We start from the raw sequence: 23870 nt of genomic DNA on the forward strand, positions 1-23870 counted from the left end.
GTAGCAGTCGGATCATCACAATGCTTCGGAAAATTGCCGCGCTGGTGCAGCGTCATCCTGTGACCTGGCGCGGGGCATGGAGCCTCGTGCACCAGCTGCCGTTCCTGCTGCCTCACGATGCTTCCTATCGTGGGATCAGGCACCTCGGTTTGCCGGCAGATGGGTTGCTACTGGACGTCGGTGCCAATGACGGCATTTCGGCGCTGTCGTTTCGGCGGCTGCTGCCGGACAATCCCGTTTTGTCTGTCGAGATCAGCCCGCGGCATGAGCCGAGGCTGCTTGCCATGAAACAGCGTATGCCGAAGTTCGACTATGTTTTGGTGGGAGCGGGCGAGAAACGCGATACGCTTCGGCTGTTCACACCGGTCTATCGTGGAATCCTGTTGCATACTTTCGCCGGGGGTGATCGCGACAACGTCCGTCATGCACTCATTGTCGCATTCGGTCAGACGATTGCTGATCGCTGCGTCATGTTTGAGGACAACGCTGTGCTTCAGCCGCTGGACGAGCTCAACATCAGCCCTGCCTTCGTCAAGATCGACGTCGAAGGTATGGGCAACGCGGTGCTCCGGGGGCTGCGTCAAACGCTTGAACGCTCTCGTCCGGCGCTGATGATTGAAGTAGAGCCCGATGAAATCGAGGAGATGCTCGGATTTCTCGCCGCCCTTAGTTACAAGCCGATGGTCTATGATGTGACGAGCGACGAGTTGCAAAGATTCCGAAATGTTAGGGAGTTTTTCGGTGCGAGTAACAAGAACCTGTACTTCGTTCAAGGATAGACCAGACGCACGATGTATTGTGTATACGGGCGAGGCTGCTGCCCTCTCGCCAGACTCTTATGGCCAAGACCGCCAGAGGTCGCGATACATATAAGTGGGCTTGGTCATAGACGAAGCCCCGTAAGAAGGTTTCATTCCGACGTTGTGGCCGTCCGGCGTTTAACGCCGAAGGGCCGTTCTAACCATTCGCCGGGGGGCTGCCATATGAAGTCGGTGCTTGTGCGGCCGGAGATCGCGGCAGCGGTCGTGGTGGTGTTGTGCCTGCTGGGGCTCTTAGCCTTGGCTCCGGCCACCTTGCCCCTCAATTGCGACATGGAGTGCGGTGAGGCCTTGCTCTCGTTACGCGCTGCACATCAGTTTCGCGACTACGGAATTGATTACGGATTGCTGGAAAACCTCGGTACCCATGAGGAGCCGTCGATCTACACGCATAACGTCAATATTGGGACTTTGACCTTTGTTGGGCTTGAAGCGCTGGGAGTTGCTGACAGCTACAAGTTTCTACTGCCGTTAGCGGCCTTCGGCCTCGGTCTGGCTTATGTGTATCTCGCTGTCCGCCGCATGTCGGGCAACGATCTGCTGGCACTCGTGACGCTGGTGCTATTCGCGGCGACCTATTGGGGATTGGGGGCTTATGCGTTGAACGCGCTGCGATCCTGGCACTTATTGGCGTTCTTCGCGGTCATCCATCATAGCTGCGGCGTAGCGCGTCTGGGCTGGTCCTCGAAGGAGATCGCCGGCCTGTGTGTTGGAACCATTGCGGCATTCGGCTGCGGATACGACTTCTGGATCATTTGCGCTGCGGTTGCGCTGCTGGTTGGGTTCGCCAATCTGAACGCGTATTCGCTGCGCAGGACCGTGGTGCTGGCGTTCGGGCTCGGTGCTGTCTTCGCGCTGCCGTTCGTTTTGCGGCAGCTTCACGTGATCTGGGCCATGAGCCTGTCGTATTGGGCGCAGGACTTCGTCTACAGCGTCGCCATCAAGGTGCCCTATGCCACCGATTTTATCGATATTCCCTCGCTGGACGTCATTGATGCCTATTACCGCGATCGCCATGTGCTGAGGCCGCCAGCCCAACCATCGAACAATGCAGCCCAGATATTTTTCACGTTCCAGCACATGATCAAGTCCGTGACCGTTCCAAGATGGGGGCTTGTTTCGCTCCTGACGCTGGCGGGCGTGCTGGCCGTCGTTGTGCTACCGAGCGTCTGGCGATCACCGCTGGCCCGTTACATCCGCATTTTGATCGTGCCGGCGACGTTGGGGGTGGTGATCGGGCTCGTCATATTCGTCCCGTTTTCGTTGCATGTGTATTTCAAGCATGAGTTTCCGCTGATTGCCTTCGTGCTGCTCCTGGCAAAGGGTGTCGCGGTCTATTTCTTCATATCGATCATTCTGGCCTCGCAGGCGGTCTGGAAGATCGCGATGGCTTCGGCTGTTGTGCTCATCTTCGCCGTCGACATGGCGATGGTGCACTGGAACAACAGCACCTACGGACCGGTGCTGAATTATAACTGGGGCAAAGTCTTTGCCCAGCATTCCAAGGATCGGATTGCGCTAACGACCTACAAGCTGATTCCGGTGGCGGATTCCTATATCGGGATTGATGCAAGCAGGGCTGTCTACCGGACACCCGAGCAAATGCTCGAAGGTCCGACCGACGCCCGTTATTGGGTCTATCAGCCTGGCGACCGCTTCGTCGATTTCGATAGCCCTGTGCCGTTGTGTCGTTGGGTCGACTGGATAAGTCAGCTTGCCAACTGGCGTAAGCCGCAGCAGGCGGGGGTCAGCTGCATCTACGACCAGCCGTTGCCGGCGAATGCCACAAGGCAGTCTAGCGTAGCGGATATTATTCGGGCGTCAGCTGGCAAGTATGATGTGGTTGAGTACGACAATTCGACAAACGGATACGTCATCCTGCAGCGCAAGGATCAATGACGCCGTATGCGCGAGATCGTCTTTCCGATCGATTGAGTGAGTTGTCGCGAGCCTCAGGCTTGCGCCGTCGCCGTGTGGCCTTCCAGCATGTCGTTCTCTTCGCTTGCCGAGCGGGGAAGCGCCTCGCGCTTGATCTGGCGCCCATCGAAACGCCGCACTTCCCAAACCAGCAGGGCCAGTACCTTGGCAATGTTGATCAGGCCCTTGAGGCGCAGAGCACTTGAGTTGCGCGTCATTTCGGCGCCGGCGACGCCGACTTCGGTCATCGAGCAGCCGCTGCGCAGCAGCTTGGTCAGGATCTCGCCCTGGAACGCGAAGCCGGTGCTGTTGATGCGCAGCTGACGCAGCAAGTCGACGCGATGTACGGGAAGACCATTGTAGTACTTGATCTTCTGGCCGAACAGGATGTTCAGCAGATTGGTATAGACCCGGGAGGTGAAGTAGCGCATAGGCGATTTGATCGTGCGCAGATTGGTGACGTAAGGCGCCACGATATCGGCAGAGCCGACGGCCGAGAAGATCGGAGGCAGGCTGGCAGCCGGCATGCCGCCATCGCCGCACAGCATCATCAGATAGGTGCAGCGCGCTTCTTCGACGCCGCGCTTATAGCTTGCGCCAAGTCCGATATTGCGGGGGTTATGCAGCACGCGGATATTCGGCAGTTCGGTCGCGAGCCGGTCCATGATCTCGCCGGTCTTGTCGGCGGAGCCATCGTTGATCAGAATAATCTCATAGTCACGGAAAAACGCGGTGACCTGCTTCTCGATGTCCCGCACCACGCCCTCAAGGACAACTTCCTCGTTCAGCGCGGGAATGACGATCGAGATGCTTCCCGCAACGGCCGAGGCATTGTCACTGATGGGTCGCGACTGTCGCGAGGTCGGAGACGAGGCCGTGGTGCGATCCAGCATGTGCATCCCGTGGAGATTTCGTGAAACAGAGGGACAACTATAGACAGGTTAGCCACCCGATGAGTCACTTTTCGGCAACACCGTGCCACAATCCGGGAATTGGCCAACACATGGGGGCGGCTGATTTGGGGTGGGAACCACCGGATTTTGCAGCAGAAGTCCAGAATGGCGCCCCGTTTCGGTGCATCGGTCATTGTTCGGGCAGGGGGATCTTGCTGCCCGACCACCACCACATCACGCCCCCGGGCAAAGCTAGCAACAGTGTGAAAATGCCGAACATGACCGATGCGGCAAGGGCAGCGGCTGCCGGTGCATGGATCAACGAAAAACCGGTGGCCATCGCACTTTCGCGAAGACCCCAGCCAGCAATCGAGAACGGCAGCAGCGATATCAGCATGACCGTCGGCACGATGAGCAGGCACTGCCACATTGAGACTTCGGCACCCATTCCATTGATGAGATGGAAGATGATGGCGACGTTGATGAGCTGCATGATCAGGCTGGTCAGCAGGATTTTCGGCATGTGCCGCCAACCGGTGAACAAATGGCGGATGACCGACAGGGTGTCGAGGATGGCGTAAATCACCCGATATTCCTTGATCTTTGCCCGCGCGACCTGCACGAGAGCGGGATGGCGCGCAAGATAGCCGACGAAGGCGAAGGCCGCGATCAGCGCGATCCCGACGATCGCCATTACGACAATGCTGTGACGCATCGTTTCGTCGCCCGTCAGCTGGATCGCCCAGGGGGCGGTGAGAGATACGATCAGAAGTGACGATAGCAGGCCGATCAGTCGGTCGAGCGCCACGCCGCGGGCGCTGTTCCGCATCGGAATTGCGCATCGCCGGGTCATAATCATGGCACGAACCACGTCGCCGCTGACAAATGTAACCAGTGCCTGGGAGAAGAACGCGCCGATCCAGTTGATTCTCACCGTCATCGCGAGCGGAACGGGATGCGCGATGATGCCCGTGATTGCTGACAGCCGGATAGCTGAGACGATCAACTGACCCATAAATAGTAGCGCGACCACCAGCACGGTCAGGGCAGGCAGGCGCTTGATGTGAAGGATGACGTCAGCAATGTCGATCGAGCGCAGAACGAGGGCAAACAGGCCGAGAGTCAAACCAAGCTTGATGATCGCGAGAACTACCGTCTTCATTTTTCCTCATGGTTTGGGAGTGTGTCGGCCGCTATCACTACGACTAGGGAACAATCAGCAATTGCTTCACGGCGCAATCGATTTCGAGGATTCGAGTATCGAAATACTCCATTCAGAGATAGGAATATTTGCCGTTATGTGACCGCATGCTTCGGCGCCGCTGATAGTTCCAAAAAGAGCATTGAGGAGTGCCGTTGCATTTCGTCCGCGCTATTGACACCCCATCGGGGGCACCATAACCACCTACTTTAGCTGGTCGGTAGTGGGTCGTCGACGCAGATAATCCCGATGGGGCCCGGTCGTATCGTCCGCCAAGGGGGGAATTTTGAGCCAAAGTCATTCTGGCACCGAGATCGTGTCCCGCAGCAATTCTCTGGTGCTTCCCAGCGCCGAAAAGTCCATCGAGATGCATCGTTCGCTGCTCCGCGTACGAATGACCGAGGAGACTCTGGCGACCCGTTACACCGAGCAGGAAATGCGCACTCCGACGCATTTCGGCACCGGACAGGAAGCCGTAGCCGTGGGCGTCTGTTCGGCACTCGATGCCGGAGACATGGTCTATACCCATCATCGCTCGCACAATCATTTCATCGCCCGCGGCGGTAGCGTCTATGAGCTGGCTGCTGAACTCTATGGCCGCATCGATGGCTGTTCGCTCGGCCGCGGCGGTTCGGTTCATCTGACGGCTCGCGACAAAGGTTTCATGGTCTCATCGGCGATTCTCGCTGAAACAGTGGCGACTGCCGTGGGCACTGCGCTGGCCTATGCTATGGATGGTGAGGCAAAGGTCGCGGTGTGCTTTTTCGGTGAGGGCACGCTCGATGAAGGCGCATTCTACGAGGCGATCAACTTTGCGTCGATCCGCAAGCTGCCTGTCGTCTTCGCGTGTGAGAATAACCTCTATGCGACTGAGAGTCCGCTGTCAGTTCGCCAGGCGCCGGGGTCGGACCTGTGCGACCGTCTGCGTGCGTTCAAGGTGACCAGCGAGCGAGTTGACGGCAATGACGTAACCGCGGTCTACGATGCAGCCGTCCGCGCCGTTCAGCAGGCACGGTCCGGTGGCGGTCCAGTGTTCCTGGAGTGCATGACCTATCGTTGGCGCGAACACGTCGGGCCGATGTTCGACCACGACGCAAAGCGCAGCTATCGCGACAAGGCCGAATTCGACGCCTGGGTTGCCAGGGACCCCGTTCGGCGCTCGGCCACCCGGCTGATCGAGCAGGGCGTTGCAACGGCTGCCGAGGTCGAAGTCTGGGCTGCGGAGACCAAAGCTGAAATCGAGGCTACCGTAGAGCGTGCCCGCCAGGCGCCGTGGCCGGCAGTCGACACCTTGTTCGAAAACGCCTGATAATTTTGATTCAACCCTGAGCGAATTCATGCGCACACTTAGCTACGCCGAGGCGATTTCCGAAGGCACCGTCCAAGCGATGGAGTGCGATCCGTCCGTTTTCGTCGCTGGCATCGCCGTGGATTATCCGTCGGGCATCTTCGGCACGACCACGGAAGCCTATAGCCGCTTCGGCAAGGCCCGTGTGTTTGATACGCCGGCGATGGAAAATGCCCTAACCGGCATCGCGATCGGAGCAGCGGCGGTCGGCAAGCGCCCCGTCATCGTGCATCCGCGCAACGACTTCATGTTTCTCGCGTTCGACCAACTGATCAATCTCGCCGCGAAGTGGAAGTACATGTATGGCGGCCGTGCCGGGACCGTTCCGATCGTGGTCCGTGCCGTGGTCGGTCGTGGTTGGGGGCAGGGCGCTACCCATTCGCAGAGCTTGCAGGCGCCGCTGGCACATTTTCCCGGATTGACGGTATTGATGCCGACCACGCCGCACGACGCCAAAGGGTTGATGATGGCGGCGCTGCAGCACGACGGCCCGGTGGTCATTCTCGAACATCGCTCACTGTTCGGCCTGAAGGGTGAAGTGCCGGAAGAGCCCTATGTGGTGCCTATCGGCAGCGCCGAAGTGGTACGCCCCGGCACCGACCTCACGGTGGTGGCGACCTCGTTCATGACGGTCGAAGCACTTCGCGCGGCTGACGAACTGGCAAAAGATGGTATCTCTCTCGAGGTGATAGATCTGCGCTCAATTCGTCCGCTCGACGAAGAGACTATCCTTGCGTCGCTCAAGAAGACCGGACGCCTCATTGTGACCGACACCAGCTGGGAGATGTGTGGTGTCGTCAGCGAGATTGCAGCGTTGGCAGCAGAAAAGGGCTTTCACGATCTGAAGGCCCCGGTCCGCCGTATAGCGCTGCCGAATTGTCCGGCCCCGGTTTCGCAGGCTTTGGAAGACGTGTTCTACCCCAAGGCCTCGACCATCGCGAAAGCCGCGTTGGTAATGTTGGGGCGGACCTCATCCAGCCTGGGCGAGATCGACTTGGTGGACGATTTCAAGGGACCTTACTGAGCAGAGGTTCGCTGCTGCGGAATCGGATTGAGATTAAATTCAGGTTGGAGCAACGGTTGGTGAGGCAATCCGCGATCATGGCTGGCGCGGCAGCTGTATTCGCGCTGATCGTGATTCTCGTTTTGGCGAACCCGCCAGACGCCCGTGCTCTGCTGTTCGATGCCGGTTGGCGCAACGGTCTGTTCGGACTAGCCATGGTCGCGCTGGTGCCGCTCATCTTGACCGTCCAGATTGGAATCGGCACCGCTTGGGCGCGTCGTTTGGGATACGATGCGAAGTCGTCCGAGCTCTGGTTCCTGTGGCTGTGCGGAAGCGCTTGGCTCAGTCTGATCGGGGTTGTTCTTGCTGTCGCCGGACTCATTAATCCCTGGGTCGGTGGTGCCATTCTGGTTCTCGGCGCCGGCTATGCCGCTGTCTCCGGCGCTGTCACCGATGCGGCCCAGCGCATGTTACGCTGGGCCAGGCTGGCGGATGTCAGCGCCGACAAATCTGTATTTGCTGCGATTCGTCTCGGTATCGTCCTCGCGCTTGTCTTCATCGGCATGCGGGCAGCGGCAGGTGAGCTCAACGATACCGACGTCGTCCAGTTCTACTGGGGCTGGCTCAATGAAGTGCGACATTTGGGCGGTGTGAAGCTTTCGCCTGACTTTCCGCTGATCCAGGATTTTACCGCCGGGCGTGGCAACGGCACTTACCTGTTGGCCGCAGGCGTTGCGCCTGGATTGGTGAGTCATGTGGTGTCGGCTGCATATTGCATCATGTTTGCGATGCTGCTTCGTGCCTTCATCCTGCAAATCGCAGCGGATGTGCCCGAGCCATTCCGGCGATTGTCTATCCTTGTAGCCGAGGTGGCCAGTCTTACGACCCTCTGGATGCTGCCGGGGGCAGTGGCTTTCGGCAAGTATCACTTGCAGTTTGCGGCGTGGGCGCTGGGCTTCCTGCTGGTCTGCCTTCACATCTCCAGCAGGGATGACAACTCTGCGCGCAGAGAGCGTCTCCTGGTGTTGCCCCTGGCTTTTGCGATTCCAATCGGACTTGCACAATTCGAGGCTTTCATCGCGCTGCTCGTCGTCGTCGCGGTGGCGGTTGCGCCGCATCCCTGGCTGTCCGCGCGCCGGTTGTTGCCGATTTTGCTGGCGGGTTGCGTCGGAGCGGGCATCTCCCTGTTTGGCAACTGGCTCTTCCTAGGGATTCCCGATCTCAATCCGTTTCCGCTATTCGAACGATTTATCAACGGCTCGCGCTTCGATCTCTGGACCAGTCGATTGCAGCAGCACTACATCAACTACGTCAATGGTGGCGTACTGACGCTGAATAGCGACGATGGTGTGAGTACGCTGCGCGAGCTGCGGACACTGATAAACGAGCTTCGAAACAATTGGCTTCCGATCTCGCTTGGCTTTGCAGGAGTGGTTGCTGCAGTCATGATCGCTAGCGTACCGATCGGGTGGCGGTCGCTTCGGCATGGTCTCTTTCTGCTGTTGGGCGCGATCCTTGGCTATGGGCTCTATCGGGGGGCGTCATATATCACGCTGAGCGATCTTGCTCTCTCGCCCACGGCCAATCGTGCAGCGCTTTATGGTGTCGCGGCCGTGATCTATCTGTTGGCCATCCGTGCTCTGGGGCGTCCGGCATCCCGCAGCTATTTGCTGGGCTTGCTCGGCTATTGGCTGGTTTGCACAGTGTTCATTCTAGCATTCCATTCCGGCAGCATGGAGCGGCTGATGCGTCATGTGGACGCGATCGGCGTCTCGTTGGTGCTGCTGGCGATGGTTTGTGTGATGGGCCGACTGGCGAGGCCCGGCCTTTTCCTGCCGTCGGCCTCAGTGAATGCAAGCGCTGGCGTGCCCGTCCTGCTGGCTATCGGCATCGCCTTTTCGTTGCGTGCTGCCGTCCCGACTGCCGCTGTGGACCCGCCGCGTCATCTGCTGGCAAGTACACTAGGCCTGCAGGGACGCGCGCATGGACTCACTCACCCGATGGCCAAATTCGGAAGATGCCATGAAATCGCCCGCAGCGTGCCCTCCGATGCGCGTGTTCTGTATCTCAATGCCTATACGGCGATGGCCTATTGCAACAACGCGGTGCTGCTGCCGCGTGCTATGATCGTTACGCCGCACGAGTCCGATTTTGCACGCGAACTCGCCACAACATCATTTGCTGATGCGGATACCGTCGAGCGCAGCCTGCGGCGCTTGAACATCAATTACTTCCTGTTTCTCAAACAGGACTTTGAATTCTGGGCATCGGGCCTTGCTGCTCCGTTCCGCCCCGGCGAGCTTGAGCGGCGCTTCGATCTGCTGGCTGACACCCCGTCATTCTATGTCTTGACCTGGCGGGGAGGTGGTAAGCCCATTCCTGCTGAGGCGGTGACGGCAATCTCTGATTTGCGACGCTTCAATATCCAGCAGTCCGGCTTCATGTGGCAAAACGAGTTTATTGGCCAATGGCGCATTTTGGCTAATCTCGGTGCCGACCGACCGAAGTATCAATTCGGCACGCGGCTCGATTTCAGCTCCAAGGGATGGTCCGCACTCTATGCCGATCACGGTTGGTATGCGGCCGATCCGATCGGGACATGGTCGGTCGGGCCCTTCGCTGTGCTGACGTTACCTCTGGCCAAGCCGGAAGCGGGGCCGATGCGCCTGACCATGGATCTGATGCCGTTCCAGATACCGCACCTGCCTACACGTACGGTCCGTGTGAAGGCCAACGGGGTTGACGTGGCGACATGGAACTTCAAGCTCGGCGAGGACTATCATGAGCGGTCGATCGATCTTCCGCCGGGCATTGGGCTCGATCCGCGTGGCGTTGTCCTAACCTTCGATATCAGCGACAGCGTCTCGCAATATGCCCTCGGACTGAACAGGGATTGGCGACCGGTCGGTTTTTCCGTACGCAGCCTGGTGCTTGAGCCGATCGCGACGAACTAGATGATGCCCCGTAGGCGGGCTTTGAGGATGCAGGCGAGGGCGGCCGCATCTTTGATATCGCCGTTGTCCACCATCTCGATCAGCCTGACTGGCGATACCGTTTCGATCGCGGCAATGCCTTCGGCAATTTGCGGTGTGCCGACCTGTGCAATTGTCGCTGCGAACAAATGGATGCTGGCGCTGGAGAAAGCCGGGTAGGGATATACGTTTCCGAGCGTTTGAATAACCGGATCAATTGCTCCGATTTCCTCCTCCATCTCGTGGAGGGCGGTGGTCGTTGGATCTTCACCCGGCGAGATACGCCCGCCCGGAAACTCCCACGCCCATTCGCGGGTGGCATGACGGAATATCCGGATCAACACGATGGTGCCCGCGATCATCGGCATGATCACACAGCCGGCCTCACCGATGTGGCGATTGTAGACGCCAAGAGATCCGTCGGCGAAGCGCACGGCATCGCGCGTCAGTATCCCCAGATAAGGATCGGCTGCGAGCACGCCGACACGAAGATCCGGGAATGACAGGTTATGTTGCTTGCGGCGAGCGTCTTCCTCGTGCTGCGCTGCGGCGATATCATCATCATTGGTGAGGATCGCAACCGGGCTGTCGTCTGGATCGCGAAAACAGTCGGGGCGCTGCTTTTGCAACAGGCGATAATGTGCGAGGCTAGCTGCACTTGATCCCAGTTTGTCGCTCATGACGCCTTTGCCCCGATTGGATCTCCGTCGCGCTGCGACGGCTATCGTTGCGGCCGTGCCTGCAGTGCCTCGGCATAGACTGCAGCCATCCGCCTCCTGAACACAGATTGATCGAATTCGCCGAGCGCGCGGGCCCGGCTAGCGGCGCCCAGCCGTGTGGCCAATGCCGGATCATCGAGGATTCGATTCACCGCGGTTGCCAGTGCAGCCGCGTCGCCGGGAGGGACTGTCAGTCCTTCCAGGTTATGCCTGGCCACCAGCGGCACCGTGGTGGCCAGGCTCGTATTGACGATAGGCAGGCCCGCGGTCATCGCCTCCACCTGCGCGATTCCGAATGCTTCAGCTTCGGTGACCGAAGGAAATGCGAAGACGTTGGCGGCGTGGAAAAGCCGCCGGATCTCGCTGCGCTCGAGGCGACCCGCGAAACGGACGCGATCGGCGACGCCGAATTCGCCGGCGAGCTGCCGCAGTTCCGTCAGCAGTGGCCCTTCGCCAATGATCGTGGCCTGTGCATCGATATCACGCATCGCGCGGACCAGTACGTCGTAGCCCTTGTAGCCGACGAGACGGCCCAGCGACACAATGTGGCGCGGCGTTGTGCGTTTGATGTCCGCGACCTGATTGCGATCGCTGTCGCCAAGTGTCGACCAATATTCCAGATTCATGCCGTAAGGCATCACGATGCATTTGGCGGCATAGGGACGCAGAAAATCTGACTGCGCGATCATCGCCTGCCCCGACACGACGATACGGTCGGCGCGAGCCAGTACACGGCGGATCAGCGGCGAGATCAGTCGCTTCAGCAGGGCGTAGCCGACGATGTCAGCATGCCAGTACACAATCAGGCCGACGTGGTCGGGCAGGCCCAACAGGATTGCGGCGTCGGTCAGCGGTAGCGGCGCGTGATGAATGACCACATCGGCGCTGCGTGCGCGTCGCAAGAAAGCCGGGATGTAACCGGGTGCCAAGGGCGTGGAGAACAGCGTGCCGAGCGATCCGACCGCTTCGACGGGGACGCCGTCGATGGTGCTCTGACGCGCCGCGCCTTTGCGTCGCGCGCAGAGGATCGACTGGCTAATCGCGGGATCTGGTGCTTCGGCAAGGCTCGACATGACGGCGGGAATGCCGCCCTCGATATCAGGTCGGTAAATTTTATACGCATGGAGGATACGCAAGTCGTCGCCCCGAATCTTCCTCGTAGCCCCGGCGCCAATAGATGCTATTGGCCCCCGTGATGCCGTTGGCAATGAGCGATTGCGGCGCTGGTGAGGCGGCCAGACCGCTTCACTCGTGATGATTGAAAAACCGGAAGCCGTGCTTCTTCACCAGCTCGTCGCGTTCGGCGAGCTTTAGATCTTCGCGCATCATCTCGCTGACCAGATCGCGGAATGACGTTCGGGGCGACCAGCCGAGCTGACGCTTCGCCTTGGAGGCGTCACCGAGCAGAGTTTCGACTTCTGCCGGGCGGAAATAACGCGGATCGATGGCGACGATGCACTTACCGGTCTCGACATTATAACCCTTCTCGTCGACGCCTTCGCCTTCCCAGCGAACGTTGATACCGACTTCCTCGGCAGCATACCTGACGAAGTCGCGCACCGAATGTTGTTCGCCGGTGGCGATGACATAGTCTTCTGGTTTCTCTTGCTGCAGCATCAGCCACTGCATTTCGACGTAATCGCGGGCGTGACCCCAGTCGCGCTTGGCATCGAGATTGCCCAAGTGCACACGGTCCTGAAGTCCAAGCTTGATACGCGCCAGCGCGCGAGTGATCTTGCGCGTCACGAAGGTTTCGCCACGCAGCGGCGACTCGTGATTGAACAGGATGCCGTTGCAGGCATAGATCCCGTAGGACTCACGATAATTAACTGTGATCCAGTATGCGTAGAGTTTGGCGACCGCATAAGGCGACCGCGGGTAGAACGGCGTGCTTTCCTTCTGCGGAATTTCCTGGACGAGGCCGTAGAGCTCTGACGTCGAGGCTTGATAGAAGCGCGACTTCTTCTCAAGTCCCAGGATGCGCAGGGCTTCAAGTATGCGCAGCGGGCCGAGCGCGTCGGAATTTGCTGTGTATTCCGGCTCTTCGAACGAGACAGCAACATGGCTCTGCGCCGCCAGATTGTAAATCTCGTCCGGCTGAACTTCTTCGACGATCCGGATCAGGCTTGAGGAATCGGTCAGGTCGCCGTGATGCAGGGTGAAGTCGAGCCCCTGTTCGTGGGGATCGTGATAGAGATGATCGATACGATCGGTGTTGATCAATGACGTCCGTCGCTTGATGCCGTGGACGGAATAGCCCTTGGTCAACAGTAGCTCGGCGAGATAGGCGCCGTCTTGGCCGGTAACGCCCGTAATCAATGCGGTCTTTTTGGTCATGAAGAGATGATCTCGTGATGCATCGGCCAGACTTTATCTCTCAACAAGCGGAAACTGTCGATTTTCGCTCAAATGGACGGAGCGATGAGGCCGGATTTCCAGCCTTTTAAGGCAGATCATATGTGGAATCAATGCGTCTAGCTTCGATTTCGGAACCGGCGCCACAGGTCCCGCAGACCAATTCTCATCTCTGGCGAGATATGTCCGTTCCAGCGCCTGGCGGCCTTGAGCATGACGATAATCATCCGTAGGGCGAACCAGCGAGGGGACTTGTGACGATCGATGCGCTCATCGATCACGGCATGTGCATAGTTCCATAACCAGCGATCAGGAACCGTGCCGAACAGCGTCTTCTGCATATCATTGATCTCGCCATGCACCTTGAGCCGTGCGCCCAGTGTCTTGTTCTCGGCATAGAGCCGAGAGCCTGCGAGTTTCTCTTCCAGATAGGCGAAGCGCACGCCGGCCTTGCCCAAGCGCAGCCAGAATTCATAGTCCATGCAATAGTTGAGTTGCTCGTCGAGCAGGCCATGTTTTTCAACAACGCGTCGGCGAAAGAACGCCGCTGGCTGGCATATGAAACACGTATCTCGCAGCCGTTCGAAATTCCACGGTTCGGTTGGATACGGCTCAAAAGCATAGTCCACGAGATCGATATGATCGGCCATGCCGTAGATCACGTCGACTTCGGGATGAGCCTCGAAATAGGCGGTGACGCGGGCGATGGCATTCGGATAGTAGATATCATCGGAATTGAGCCAGCCGATGATTTCACCATCGGTCGCGCGAATGCCCTTGTTGACGGCGTCGGTCTGCCCCTTGTCCTTCTCCGATATCCATTTAATGTCATCGCCGAAGCGTTTAAGCACTCCGACAGTATCGTCGGTGCTGCCGCCGTCGAAGATCACATGGTCGATATCCGCGCCGTCCTGCGATGCGACACTCTCCAGCGTACGCTGGATGAATTGCCCCTGATTGTACGACGGCGTAACAACGCTAACTCTCATGTGGAAGTGCTTTCCGGAAACAGCGAAACGAATGAACCATCGCTGCCAACGATCTCGCACTTCTTTAGAATGGCGGCCAGTTCGCGCTGATCGTCGCCAGCTCCCGTAAGCGCCGGAATGAACGCGGGTGCAAGTTCGATGTCAAAAGAGCCGCCTGTCACCGACATCGGTACTGATAGCCTTCCATCCTTACCGCGCGGGACTGTGATTTCCGATTTGATATTACCCTCCTGACAAATTCTCATCGTTACTTTTGATACCGGCGCCCAATCCGGAACTAGAATTTCGAGATTCAACGTTCTGTTCTGAGTTGAGCTGGACACCTGAACTTTCGGATTCGGGCCGACCCAGCCATCCGGATAAACACCGACCAGCAGGTTCGGTTTGAATTCGAGCCCCGCTGCATGCTGGAACGCTTCCCAATACTGTTCAGCCATCAGTTTAGAATCCGAGAATTGCGTCGCGCGCAGCTCGCCGGCACGCACCAATCGTGAGGTGAGCTCCTTGTCATGGGCGAGTGCAGTCAGCGCGCGGGCGATGTCGTCGGGCATCCGCGGGTCGAATAGAATGGCGGCGTCACCGGCGACTTCCGGCAGTGACGTCACGTTGCTGCAGGCGACAGGCACGCCGGTGGCCATTGCCTCGATAACGGGCAGGCCAAAGCCTTCATATAGGGAGGGAAAAATCACACCGACGCTGTTAGTAATCAGTGCGAGGAGTTCAGCATTGGCGAGATAACCGGGGAAGAGGACATGGTTGCCCAGTCCGAGGCCTTCCGCGGCCTCCTTCAGCCACTGCTGCCGCGCGCCCGGTGCGCCCGTACACACCAGGCGGATGTTGTTATCAAGTCCGTTGCTGCGCGCGATGCCGAATGCCGTCAGCAGCATCTCGTGATTCTTGTGCTTCCAGAAATTCGCGGGGTAGATTAGATACTGTCCGGGCGTAAGCTGGAGCCGATCGAGGACTGCCTCGTCTCGTGCCGCATTTCGCAGACTATGTTGCGAAATATGGAGATGCACTGTTCGGATTTGGGCGGGATCCAGCTTTCCATATTTGATCGCTACCTGCCGTGAATATTCCGAGATTGAAACAAGCATGGTGGAACGTCGCGCAGCGTCGATGAAGGTGCGGTCGCGCTGCGCAACGTCGGCTGCGGGAAAGAACTCCGGGTACGTCTTGTACTGCAGATCGTAGATGACGCTGACTGTCGGAATGGTCATTTCGAAGTAAGTCGGCGCGGTGAAGGGACAGAACAGCAGATCAGCGCTCAGCTCGCGAACGATCGCGGACTGTGTGTTTCGCCGCAACATGGGCTTCAGACGATTGAAAGATCTTTGCGCAATTCGCCTCGGCCGTTCCGGCAAGTAACGAAAAAGGCGGGAGGATATGCGGTTTGCGAGTGAACGCAGGGCGGGTGGATTGTTGAGGTCGAGAACCATCAGGCGCCGGACGTTCTCGCGGTCAAGCGCGGCGAGTTCCTCATGAGCCGCAGCTTGCGTCAGCAAGACAAACTGCGTCTGCGGCGCGCGCTCCGCCAGTCGGCGTAGGAGTTCCAGCACGAATACCTTTGCGCCGCCGTTCTCGCCGCCGGGAAGAACCGGTGTCAGGTCGACCACGATCGTGCGGAGCTGTTTGGTATTGTCAGCCTGCAAAGCTACCTGTTGAGTTCTTGAAATCTGCTTCACCGTACAAGTCACTTAAGCCATGAAGGATGGGTCAAACGCCAAGTCCAATGACGTTGCATTTTTTGGATTATTGCCAGCCGGGCGGCGCTGTCGCGCTTGCATGCAATTAAATTGCGTTCCAACTCATGCATGGCATTGAGCCGCGCTTCGGCATCATTCTGGGCACGAACAAGCGGAAACACTTCAAAATCATCAAACGTATTGGGCGGAATCGAAAAATGATGCCTTAAACCAACATGTTCGTTTGCCAGGTAGAAGCGGTTGACGCCGTCGAAATACACAAACACATAGTCGGCCGAAAGAAGCAGTGGCTCCCATTCGGCGTGGGATTCCACGCGGGTTTGCGGCACCGTCGCCTCGGCCAGAATAACAGTAGGCCGAAATCGCCGAAGATCGAGGCCCTTGAGGACTTCAAGTTCCCAGCCTTCCACGTCGATCTTGAGAAAATCGATCGTCCGCGCATCGCAATGCTCTGCCAGCAGATCGGTTAACGGCACAACCTTGACGACGCGCGATGCAACGGTCGTGCCTTGTTTGTTCGCGTTCTCATGGACACGAGGGTCGAACGAGGACAGCTCGCCAACATCGAGCTCGAGGAACTCTGCTTCCGAGGCCATTGCGCCGACGCCGCAATCCAGATTGATATCACGTGGCCGATTAGCCACCAAGCGATCGAACAGCTGTTTGTTGGGCTCGATATTCAGGCCGCTCCAGCCGAGATCGTAGAACCACTTGGTGACGCTGAGATTGATCGGATCGGCAGCGCCGACATCGACATAGAAGCCGGTTTGGCGGCCAGCAAAGAGGCGCGCGAGCATCACGTCTTCAAAATTCTGGGCATAGGAGATCAAGCGCGTTCCTCGGGTGGAAAGTGAGATTGAGACCGCCCACATTCGTGGGTCTTAGCCTAAATCCATTCTAAAAGCATAGAGCCTCCACGAAACCGATGATGGGTCGTTGTGGATGCTGGGAGGGGTCCTTGCGGGCAGTTCTGGAGCGATTGCCGACGTCAGCGTAAAGGCTGGGAGTTTCGCTGGATTCCGTAATCCACCATCCGCAGGATCATCGGACGAGAATCCGCGGTACCCGGCGGTGGCGTAGTGGGGGCGTCGTCGATGCCGATGCTGATGAAGCTCCTGCCGGCGGTCACATTGATCGGAAGCCGATTCTCGCCTGCCGTCACCTCGATGGCGCGGGAACCTGCGTGGTCTTTGATGGTAGCATGAAACAGTTCCGCGCCTATGGGAGCCCGTGACCCAGGCTGCAAGCTGGCGTTGAGAGTTGCCGGGCCCGGCTGTGCCGTCACGACCAGCAACTCTGTTGTTTTGCCGCCGCCGAGCCAAATTCCACCGGGTTCAAAGCCATTGGGATTGATGACGTCGGCTAGGACGACCCAGTTGGCGTCATTGATCTCCCACAGGCTGTAAGCGTTGCCGTCCCAGATCCGCTTGGCACCCCAGACTGATGCACGGATCGCGTCATTGCGGTCCGTTACGATGTAGCGGATTGAGGCGATATCGATTGGCTTGGCACGCTCCATGAACGGAATAACGTGGGCCTGCGCCATATAGAGGCGATAGGGCGCAATCAGCACCGGCGGGTCCGACAGATAAAATACGGCCCATTCATTGGCGAGATCGTCGCGGGATGCGAGCAGGGTCGGCGCATGCTGAACGATGGCATTGATCTGCTGGGCCTCACGATAGGCTTGCTGCTGCAACGCGTTGTCCTTGAACCGGATGACATTGGCCTGGACGACGGTGCGATCGATCGCAATGGCTAGTGTCAGGATCGCGACAACAGCGGTTAACGACAGTTGCCGGGGTAAGCGGGGTTTCAACCAGCGCGCGAGCCAGACCCCACCGGAGACCGCGAGGAAGCCGAGCATCCAGGCATCGATACTGACAATTTTATAGGTCGCATAACTGTAATGCTCGCGAAAATTGAAATGAAACAGCGCCGCGGCCACGGCCAGGAGCCCGATAATGACCGCCCAGCGCCGCCGTTCCAACCAGGCGCCGAGCAGCGCCAGGGCGCTGAGCAGGGTTCCCAGCAGCCATGGAAGAGCGATCAAGCGGGTCTGTGGAAATTCGCCGCCCATTGCCCATAGGGTGTCTGGAAGTCGCGACGCGGTCAGCAGACCGATAAAATAGCCGTCCCCCGGTCGCGCTGTCGCAGCTGTGGTCAGGGCATACTGACCCTTGAGCATTGTCATCAAAGCGCTCAGTCCGGGCCACGCCAGAACGATCAGAACAGGCACGGCGATACATGTCACCAGAACCGCCCGGCCGATCGCCGGCCCAGGGCGAAGCCGGGGCGAGATGACAAACGTCATCGCAACCACGATGCCGATGAATGCAAGCTCCACATAAGCAAACAGGGCCGCGGCACTGAGCAGCCCGATCATGATGCTCGCCGCGACCAGGTTGATTTTGTCACCTGCGCGGAGCGCGAAGGTTGCAATCATTGGCAACAGCGGCAGTAGCAGGAGTTGATCGAAGTTTCCGGCAAAGACGATGTTGGCAGGCCAGCCCAGGCCTGCCAACAGGGCGAGGCACAGTGCAGCTTCCGTCCGTTCGAAAACGCTGCGGGCAAAGGCGATCAAGGCAGTCGCGTTGGTGAACAGCAACAACAGACAGAACAGAGTCATTGTCTGATCTGCCTTGATGCCTCCGAAGCCATAAGCAAAATGCGCCAGAATGGCGGATGATGCGTTGCGGGTATTCATCAAATGGGAAGCATACTGATGCAGCGCCGACAGTCCGCCTTCGGCGCCTCGGGCAACGGTGGATAGATAGTCGGAGACCATGACGTAGGACCACGGGTCCGCATAGGTCGAATTGACGAAGTCGGCGAGGCCGAAACGCAAGGTCGCGGGCATGATAACGAAGGGCAGGACAACTGCGGTGATCCAAAGAAGGATCGCGTCGCGCTTTGCTTCGCCTGCGGCAGCGATTTTACTATTGACGGCCCATCGCAGTGTCATACCCAGCGCAGCCAGAACTAGCGTCGCGATCCAGATCGGACCGAAGATGGTCCGCAGCGAAATTGAGGCCCATGCGGCGCCCGATAGTGCGATGATCCACAGCGCAAGCGTGACGGCCGGTCCGGCGAAAACAGCAGCGGACCAGCGGTGCCGACCGAATCCCAGCAGATGCAGAAGCGCGTAGCCGGGCCAGGGCATCAGCACGAAAGCCGTCAACGCGATGATCGCAGAGGGGAATGGTTTTAGTAATGCGGCACTGAGCATGAAGTATCGGGGTCCGGCTACGGGTAGGCGGTCTTAGATCACATCGCCGCGGTTGGTAAGGGCCGGGACGTCTCGCTACATGCTTCCAAGCCTGTTTTTCGACTGATCAGAAGCCTGTGTATAGCCTTTTGCTTCAGACAGTTGCGTTGGACAAACGACCCGGAATAGTGGACAGGCAGTGCATCAAGGCAATTTCAACACGAAGTCGCCTGCGCCGGACCATCCAAAACGGATTTTGAGGTGATCGAGCTAAGCGGAACTAGCATGTCGATCGTGCAATTTGCCCTGACCGGCCGTGTCGTTTTCGTTGCCCTGGTCAGTTGCTTTGCGGTTGGCGTACCATTCGTCATCCTGACGACTTCGTATTTCCGGCTGAAGGCTGGTGCTCGGGATGTTTGGATTTACGCGCCACTGGCTGGTGCGGGGCTCATCGTTCTAATCAGCCAAAATCTCGTGTACCTCGACGTCACGGTTGCCATTTCCGCCGTCCTGATCTGGCTGGTGGCGGCGGCGGCTTGGATTTACGTGCTGTCACGGAAAACAATGCGGGTTATGCTGTTTCCGTTGCCACATGTCACTCTTGGCCTGAGCCTGATTGTCTATTTCACTCACGGCGTCGGGTTGGTCCAGCTCGGAGCAAGCAGCTATTTCGGTTACGGCTGGGTCGACCAATTCAATTACACGTCTCTGGCACAATTTCTCGGCGATTTTCAATTCCATTCGACCGCCGCCGACCAGGGATTTCTCCAGGTGGCGCAGTATTTCAAGAACGACAGGATCGGCCAATCGCTTCTGCATGCGTTCCTGATGGTGTCCTCTGGTGTCGATGCCCAGCAGAGCTTCGGGCCGACGATCCTGCTGGCGCCATTTCTGATGTTCTTCAGCTTTCTCGCGTTGGCCAGCCGGTTTGTCGCGCTCTCTCCCGTCTCCTGTCTTGCTGCCTTGGCCGGTGCGCTCAGCCCCGCCATTGCAACCATCCATCTTGAAGGCTTCCTTTCGCAGGCGCTGAGCGTGCCGTTCATATTGCTATGGCCTGTCGCGGTCGATCGACTGATCGAGCGGCCGGACTGGCGATCGGCGCTGATCGCCGGCGCGCTGCTGTCGGTGATTGCGGCCGTTTATACGGAGTTGATGTCGATCGCGATTGCGATTGCGATTATCTGCGCCGTGGTGAAGGGCGTTCTCAGCCTCACATTTATCCGCGCTTGGCTGCCAGCCAACTTCATCTCGGCCCCAACCGGCTCGTCTCGCGCGATACTGTTCATTTGGATTGCCGCCGCTGTTCTGATTGCCTTCACTGTCAACTTCGAGCTTTTGATTCGGCCGGGCATTTTTACCCGTATTGCATCTGGATCTGTCTTCGGTGAGATCTATCCATGGGCATACAAACCTGAGGGGCTTGTCCGGCTTTGGCTCGGCAATCAGGTCGCATTGCCATCCAAGTGGATTGTCCAGACAATCATGTGGGCGATGTTTTTGATGATCGCCTGCAACGCGATCGGGCTCATCAGTTACGGCTTCAGATCGTTTTCGGCGCTGACATTGGCTTTGGCGATGTTGATGTGCGTGCCGCTTGGCCCTTTCATTCTCGGAAAAGGTTCGGGATATCCATATCAGTTCTACAAGCTGTTGCTCATCGTGTGGCCTCTACACGTGTTCTGGCTTGTGATAGGAACGAAGTTGTTCAACGAGTACCATGCCAGTTTGAGGCATAATGCTTCTGCGCTTGGTGCGACGATGGTCGTGCTCTGCGGGTACCTGGTCATCAGTCTCACCAATGCGTCCGCCAAAGCATCGACCGTTGCGTCTACGCATCGTGGCGGCGCTCATCTCCTGATGGATCCGGATTTTCAGAGCGTCAGGCGATACCTGGAAGCGCTTCACGGACGCGACGTGCTGGTGCTGTGGTCCGATGACGACGTCGGCGGAGGGGAGTTCCGGACGTCTTGGTTCAATTACTTTGCGCGTGATAATCGCGTTCGGTCCCTAGTCCCCACAGTGGGTAGCACGCGCCACAAGGAGCAGCTGACAGACGCTGATCTCGTGCCGATCTCGTCGGCTGCCATCGTCAGCTGGAAAAAGATCGATGGCATGGAAAAGCGGTTGATCTTCGCCAACTCACTGGCATTTATTTACGAGACGAACTCGCAAGAGGATATGAAGCATATTCTCGATCAAGCCCGGATCACCGTATCGCGCACTTTCGTACTCTCGGTGGACAAGGAAATTGATCTCGCCAACTGGTACCCGCTCTGGGTGGCAGGCGAGTCCGGCAATGCGTCGCTGCTGACCATGAAGTTTGGCGAGTTCAATGAATTCCGATATGACCACTGGGGCTACCCGGCGGTACGTCTGAAGCCGGAGGGTAACTGCCGGGGCAAGACGATAAACCTAAAATTTGAACTGATGCTGCATGACAAGCGGTTGCGGCTGACGTGCAACGGCAATGTGGTGGAGGTCGATATCCCGTTGCCTTCGTCCCGCTTGAGAAATTCGGAAGGTGGACGCTTGGGCTGGAATGCCGGCATTTCGTCTCTTGAGGGCAAATACCCGCTGGCCGAGAGCTTTCCGGGCGTAATCCGGGATGTGTCGCCGAATTGACACTTAAGTCTGGGCGAGGCCGCTGGTCCGGTCCATTTTTGCGTTTAATGCGGTCTCCTTGTTCACTATAGGGTTCACTCACGTGGCGTGACTGCGTAGGGTGCGGCGCGAAAATCCGTTTTTTGAGGATTGCAGGGGACAGCCCGGTTGACGGTGCGTGTTGCGCAATCAGAGGATGCTTAATGACGATGCCGTCGCTGAAGCCCGACATACCTTCTCCCGTCGACCTATCGATCGTGGTTCCGGTCTATAAGGAAGCTGGCAACATCAAACCTTTCCTGGAGCGCACCGAAGCGGTGATGGCCCGCATGGGTGTCAGCTATGAGATCATATTCTCGCTCGACCCGTCGCCAGACGACACTGAGTTGGTGATCCTGCGCGAGATCGAGCGCAATCCTGCCGTCAAGCTGCTTCTGTTTTCGCGTCGTTTCGGCCAGCCGGCGGCGACCATGGCGGGCATCCTGAACTGTACTGGCGAGAAGTGCGTCGTGATTGATGTCGATCTGCAGGACCAGCCTGAGATGATCGAAAAGCTTCACGCCAAAATGGCGGAAGGCTTCGAGGTCGTCTATGCCATGCGTTCCTCGCGTGAGGGGGAGACGCTGGTCAAGAAGGCTGTCTCTTATTTCGGCTATTCCGTCATCAATCGGTTGAGCGACGTCCAGATCCCGCGCAATACTGGCGATTTCCGCATCATGTCGCGCCGGGTGATCGAGGAGCTTCGCCGGCTATCGGAAACTCATGGCTTCCTCCGCGGCATGGTGGCGTTTGTCGGGTTCAAGCAAGCCGCTGTGCTTTACAGCCGGGATGCTCGTCTCACAGGAACTGGAAATTACAATCGTTTGGTCGGTTCGCTCAAAATCGGGATCAATGGCCTGGTTGGATTCAGCAGTCGGCCGCTGCAGATGATGTCGATGGCCGGCTTCGTCGTTGCCGCGATCAGCTTCCTGATTGGGTTCTGGTATCTGCTACAGAAAATCGTGGGGGTGGACTTGACTCCCGGTTTGCCGACGACCGTGCTGGTGGTGTCGTTTTTCTCGGGTGTGCAATTGCTGGCGCTGGGCCTCGTCGGCGAGTATATCGGCCGCATTTATGATGAAACCAAGCGCCGGCCGATGTATATCCTTGATAAGAAGATCAATTTTTCGGGCTCCGGGCCATTCGCCGATCCGGCGGGTCCTGGCCGTCATGTTCACACAGAGCAGCTGTATTGACGATGAACCAAGTCACGTTTCCGCCTGTTTCCGCCGGTGAAGAATCTCCTGTTTGGAGTGGAAGCGGCTTCGAGTGCGGTGGTCAGACGACGCGCGTCCTCGCCTACGAGGTCGGCGATTCCGGCTGGTCCGACGAACTCACCGAGCTTCATGAAAGTGCTACCGAATCCGGCACCCATTTCATTGACGTGGCGTCGCGACGGCATGCCGTCAACGAGCTGAAGCGTGCACTTGGTTCGCAGCCGGCGTCAGTCATGGAAGTCGGATGTTCGGCGGGCCATCTACTGGCAGACATGCGGGTGGCATTGCCAAATGCCAGGCTGACTGGTGGCGATTACACGCTGGGCACGCTCGTGAAGCTCGGCGCCAAGATGCCGGACATTCCGCTGGTGCGTTTCAATCTCGCCGATAGCCCGCTGCCATCGAATACGTACGACGCAATGGTGTTGCTCAACGTTCTCGAGCATATCGAGGACGATGTTGCGGCCGTGCAACATATCGCGCGCATGCTGAAGCCCGATGGCGTTGCCGTGATCGAGGTTCCCGCAGGGCCTGAATTGTTTGATGACTATGACCGCGAATTGAAGCATTTCCGCCGCTACACATTGCCGGGCCTGTCCAAAGTGGTGGAAGCAGCAGGTCTTCAGATCGAACGTCGGAACTATCTTGGTGCGTTGATCTATCCGGCTTTCTACTTGGCCAAGAAGCGTTCGCAGAGCAATCCGAAGCCGGCCGCGGAACGCGAGGCGCATGTCACCAAGGCGATCGGCACGACGTCCAAGCTCAACCCCGTCGGGCATGCCATCATGGCGCTCGAACGAGCAGTGGGCACAGTCGTCCAATATCCGCGCGGCATCCGTTGCGTGATGACTGCCAGGAAGCCACTCTGATCGGTCGGATTGGCG

General features: G+C 58.2%; 17 protein-coding genes. 8 read left to right on the forward strand and 9 right to left on the reverse strand.

Going from position 1 to position 23870, the window contains the following annotated elements:
• Positions 1-20: 20 nt before the first annotated feature.
• Together SFY93_RS14475 and SFY93_RS14480 are read left to right on the forward strand one after the other, a co-directional pair.
• Positions 21-779: an FkbM family methyltransferase gene (locus tag SFY93_RS14475; protein WP_320447606.1), complete on the forward strand. Its 759-nt coding sequence runs from the start codon at positions 21-23 to the stop codon at positions 777-779.
• Between the two features lie 204 nt (positions 780-983).
• Positions 984-2717: a hypothetical protein gene (locus tag SFY93_RS14480; RefSeq protein ID WP_320447607.1), complete on the forward strand. Its 1734-nt coding sequence runs from the start codon at positions 984-986 to the stop codon at positions 2715-2717.
• Between the two features lie 53 nt (positions 2718-2770).
• Here the strand turns inward: SFY93_RS14480 and SFY93_RS14485 are convergent, their stop codons facing one another.
• Complete coding sequence (locus SFY93_RS14485; protein ID WP_320447608.1) at positions 2771-3628, reverse strand: glycosyltransferase family 2 protein; 858 nt, start codon at positions 3626-3628, stop codon at positions 2771-2773.
• 190 nt (positions 3629-3818) lie between these two features.
• A complete protein-coding gene (locus tag SFY93_RS14490; protein WP_320447609.1) occupies positions 3819-4790 on the reverse strand; it encodes a lysylphosphatidylglycerol synthase transmembrane domain-containing protein in 972 nt (323 codons plus the stop codon).
• Positions 4791-5115: 325 nt separating this feature from the next.
• Here SFY93_RS14490 and SFY93_RS14495 point away from each other — a divergent pair, with 325 nt between their 5' ends.
• From SFY93_RS14495 to SFY93_RS14505, 3 genes are all read left to right on the forward strand, one after another.
• Positions 5116-6138: a thiamine pyrophosphate-dependent dehydrogenase E1 component subunit alpha gene (locus tag SFY93_RS14495; protein WP_320447610.1), complete on the forward strand. Its 1023-nt coding sequence runs from the start codon at positions 5116-5118 to the stop codon at positions 6136-6138.
• 28 nt (positions 6139-6166) lie between these two features.
• The gene (locus SFY93_RS14500) at positions 6167-7201 is read left to right on the forward strand and encodes an alpha-ketoacid dehydrogenase subunit beta (RefSeq protein ID WP_320447611.1); all 1035 of its coding nucleotides are present in this window, start codon (positions 6167-6169) and stop codon (positions 7199-7201) included.
• Positions 7202-7395: 194 nt separating this feature from the next.
• On the forward strand, positions 7396-10134 hold the full coding sequence (locus SFY93_RS14505; RefSeq protein WP_320447612.1) for a hypothetical protein: 2739 nt from the start codon (positions 7396-7398) through the stop codon (positions 10132-10134).
• Here SFY93_RS14505 and SFY93_RS14510 read toward each other — a convergent pair.
• From SFY93_RS14510 to SFY93_RS14540, 7 genes are all read right to left on the reverse strand, one after another.
• A complete protein-coding gene (locus SFY93_RS14510; RefSeq protein WP_320447613.1) occupies positions 10131-10832 on the reverse strand; it encodes an NUDIX hydrolase in 702 nt (233 codons plus the stop codon). The two genes, SFY93_RS14505 and SFY93_RS14510, sit on opposite strands and share 4 nt — an antisense overlap.
• Before the next feature lie 41 nt (positions 10833-10873).
• Positions 10874-12007 carry a glycosyltransferase gene (locus SFY93_RS14515; RefSeq protein ID WP_320447614.1) on the reverse strand — a complete coding sequence of 378 codons (1134 nt, stop codon included), beginning with the start codon at positions 12005-12007 and terminating at the stop codon, positions 10874-10876.
• A 109-nt stretch (positions 12008-12116) separates the two neighbouring features.
• Positions 12117-13208: a GDP-mannose 4,6-dehydratase gene (gene gmd, locus SFY93_RS14520; protein ID WP_320447615.1), complete on the reverse strand. Its 1092-nt coding sequence runs from the start codon at positions 13206-13208 to the stop codon at positions 12117-12119.
• Between the two features lie 137 nt (positions 13209-13345).
• On the reverse strand, positions 13346-14215 hold the full coding sequence (locus tag SFY93_RS14525) for a glycosyltransferase family 2 protein (protein ID WP_320447616.1): 870 nt from the start codon (positions 14213-14215) through the stop codon (positions 13346-13348).
• Positions 14212-15900 (reverse strand): glycosyltransferase family 4 protein, encoded by a 1689-nt coding sequence (locus SFY93_RS14530; RefSeq protein WP_320447617.1) that lies wholly within the window; start codon positions 15898-15900, stop codon positions 14212-14214. The genes SFY93_RS14525 and SFY93_RS14530 overlap by 4 nt, the downstream gene beginning before the upstream one ends.
• An 8-nt stretch (positions 15901-15908) precedes the next feature.
• Positions 15909-16751, reverse strand: coding sequence for an FkbM family methyltransferase (locus SFY93_RS14535; protein WP_320447618.1), 843 nt, complete (start codon positions 16749-16751; stop codon positions 15909-15911).
• A gap of 158 nt (positions 16752-16909) precedes the next feature.
• On the reverse strand, positions 16910-19150 hold the full coding sequence (locus SFY93_RS14540; protein ID WP_320447619.1) for a hypothetical protein: 2241 nt from the start codon (positions 19148-19150) through the stop codon (positions 16910-16912).
• Positions 19151-19414: 264 nt separating this feature from the next.
• Here SFY93_RS14540 and SFY93_RS14545 point away from each other — a divergent pair, with 264 nt between their 5' ends.
• The 3 genes from SFY93_RS14545 to SFY93_RS14555 all read left to right on the forward strand — a co-directional run bounded on the left by SFY93_RS14545 (position 19415) and on the right by SFY93_RS14555 (position 23855).
• On the forward strand, positions 19415-21751 hold the full coding sequence (locus SFY93_RS14545; RefSeq protein ID WP_320447620.1) for a putative glycosyltransferase family protein: 2337 nt from the start codon (positions 19415-19417) through the stop codon (positions 21749-21751).
• A 188-nt stretch (positions 21752-21939) separates the two neighbouring features.
• Positions 21940-22965, forward strand: coding sequence for a glycosyltransferase family 2 protein (locus SFY93_RS14550; protein ID WP_320447621.1), 1026 nt, complete (start codon positions 21940-21942; stop codon positions 22963-22965).
• 2 nt (positions 22966-22967) lie between these two features.
• Entirely contained in the window at positions 22968-23855 is an 888-nt protein-coding gene (locus SFY93_RS14555; protein WP_320447622.1) for a class I SAM-dependent methyltransferase, read from the forward strand.
• Positions 23856-23870: the final 15 nt, after the last annotated feature.

The sequence above is a fragment of the Tardiphaga sp. 42S5 genome, assembly GCF_034044155.1.
Lineage (GTDB): Bacteria > Pseudomonadota > Alphaproteobacteria > Rhizobiales > Xanthobacteraceae > Tardiphaga > Tardiphaga robiniae.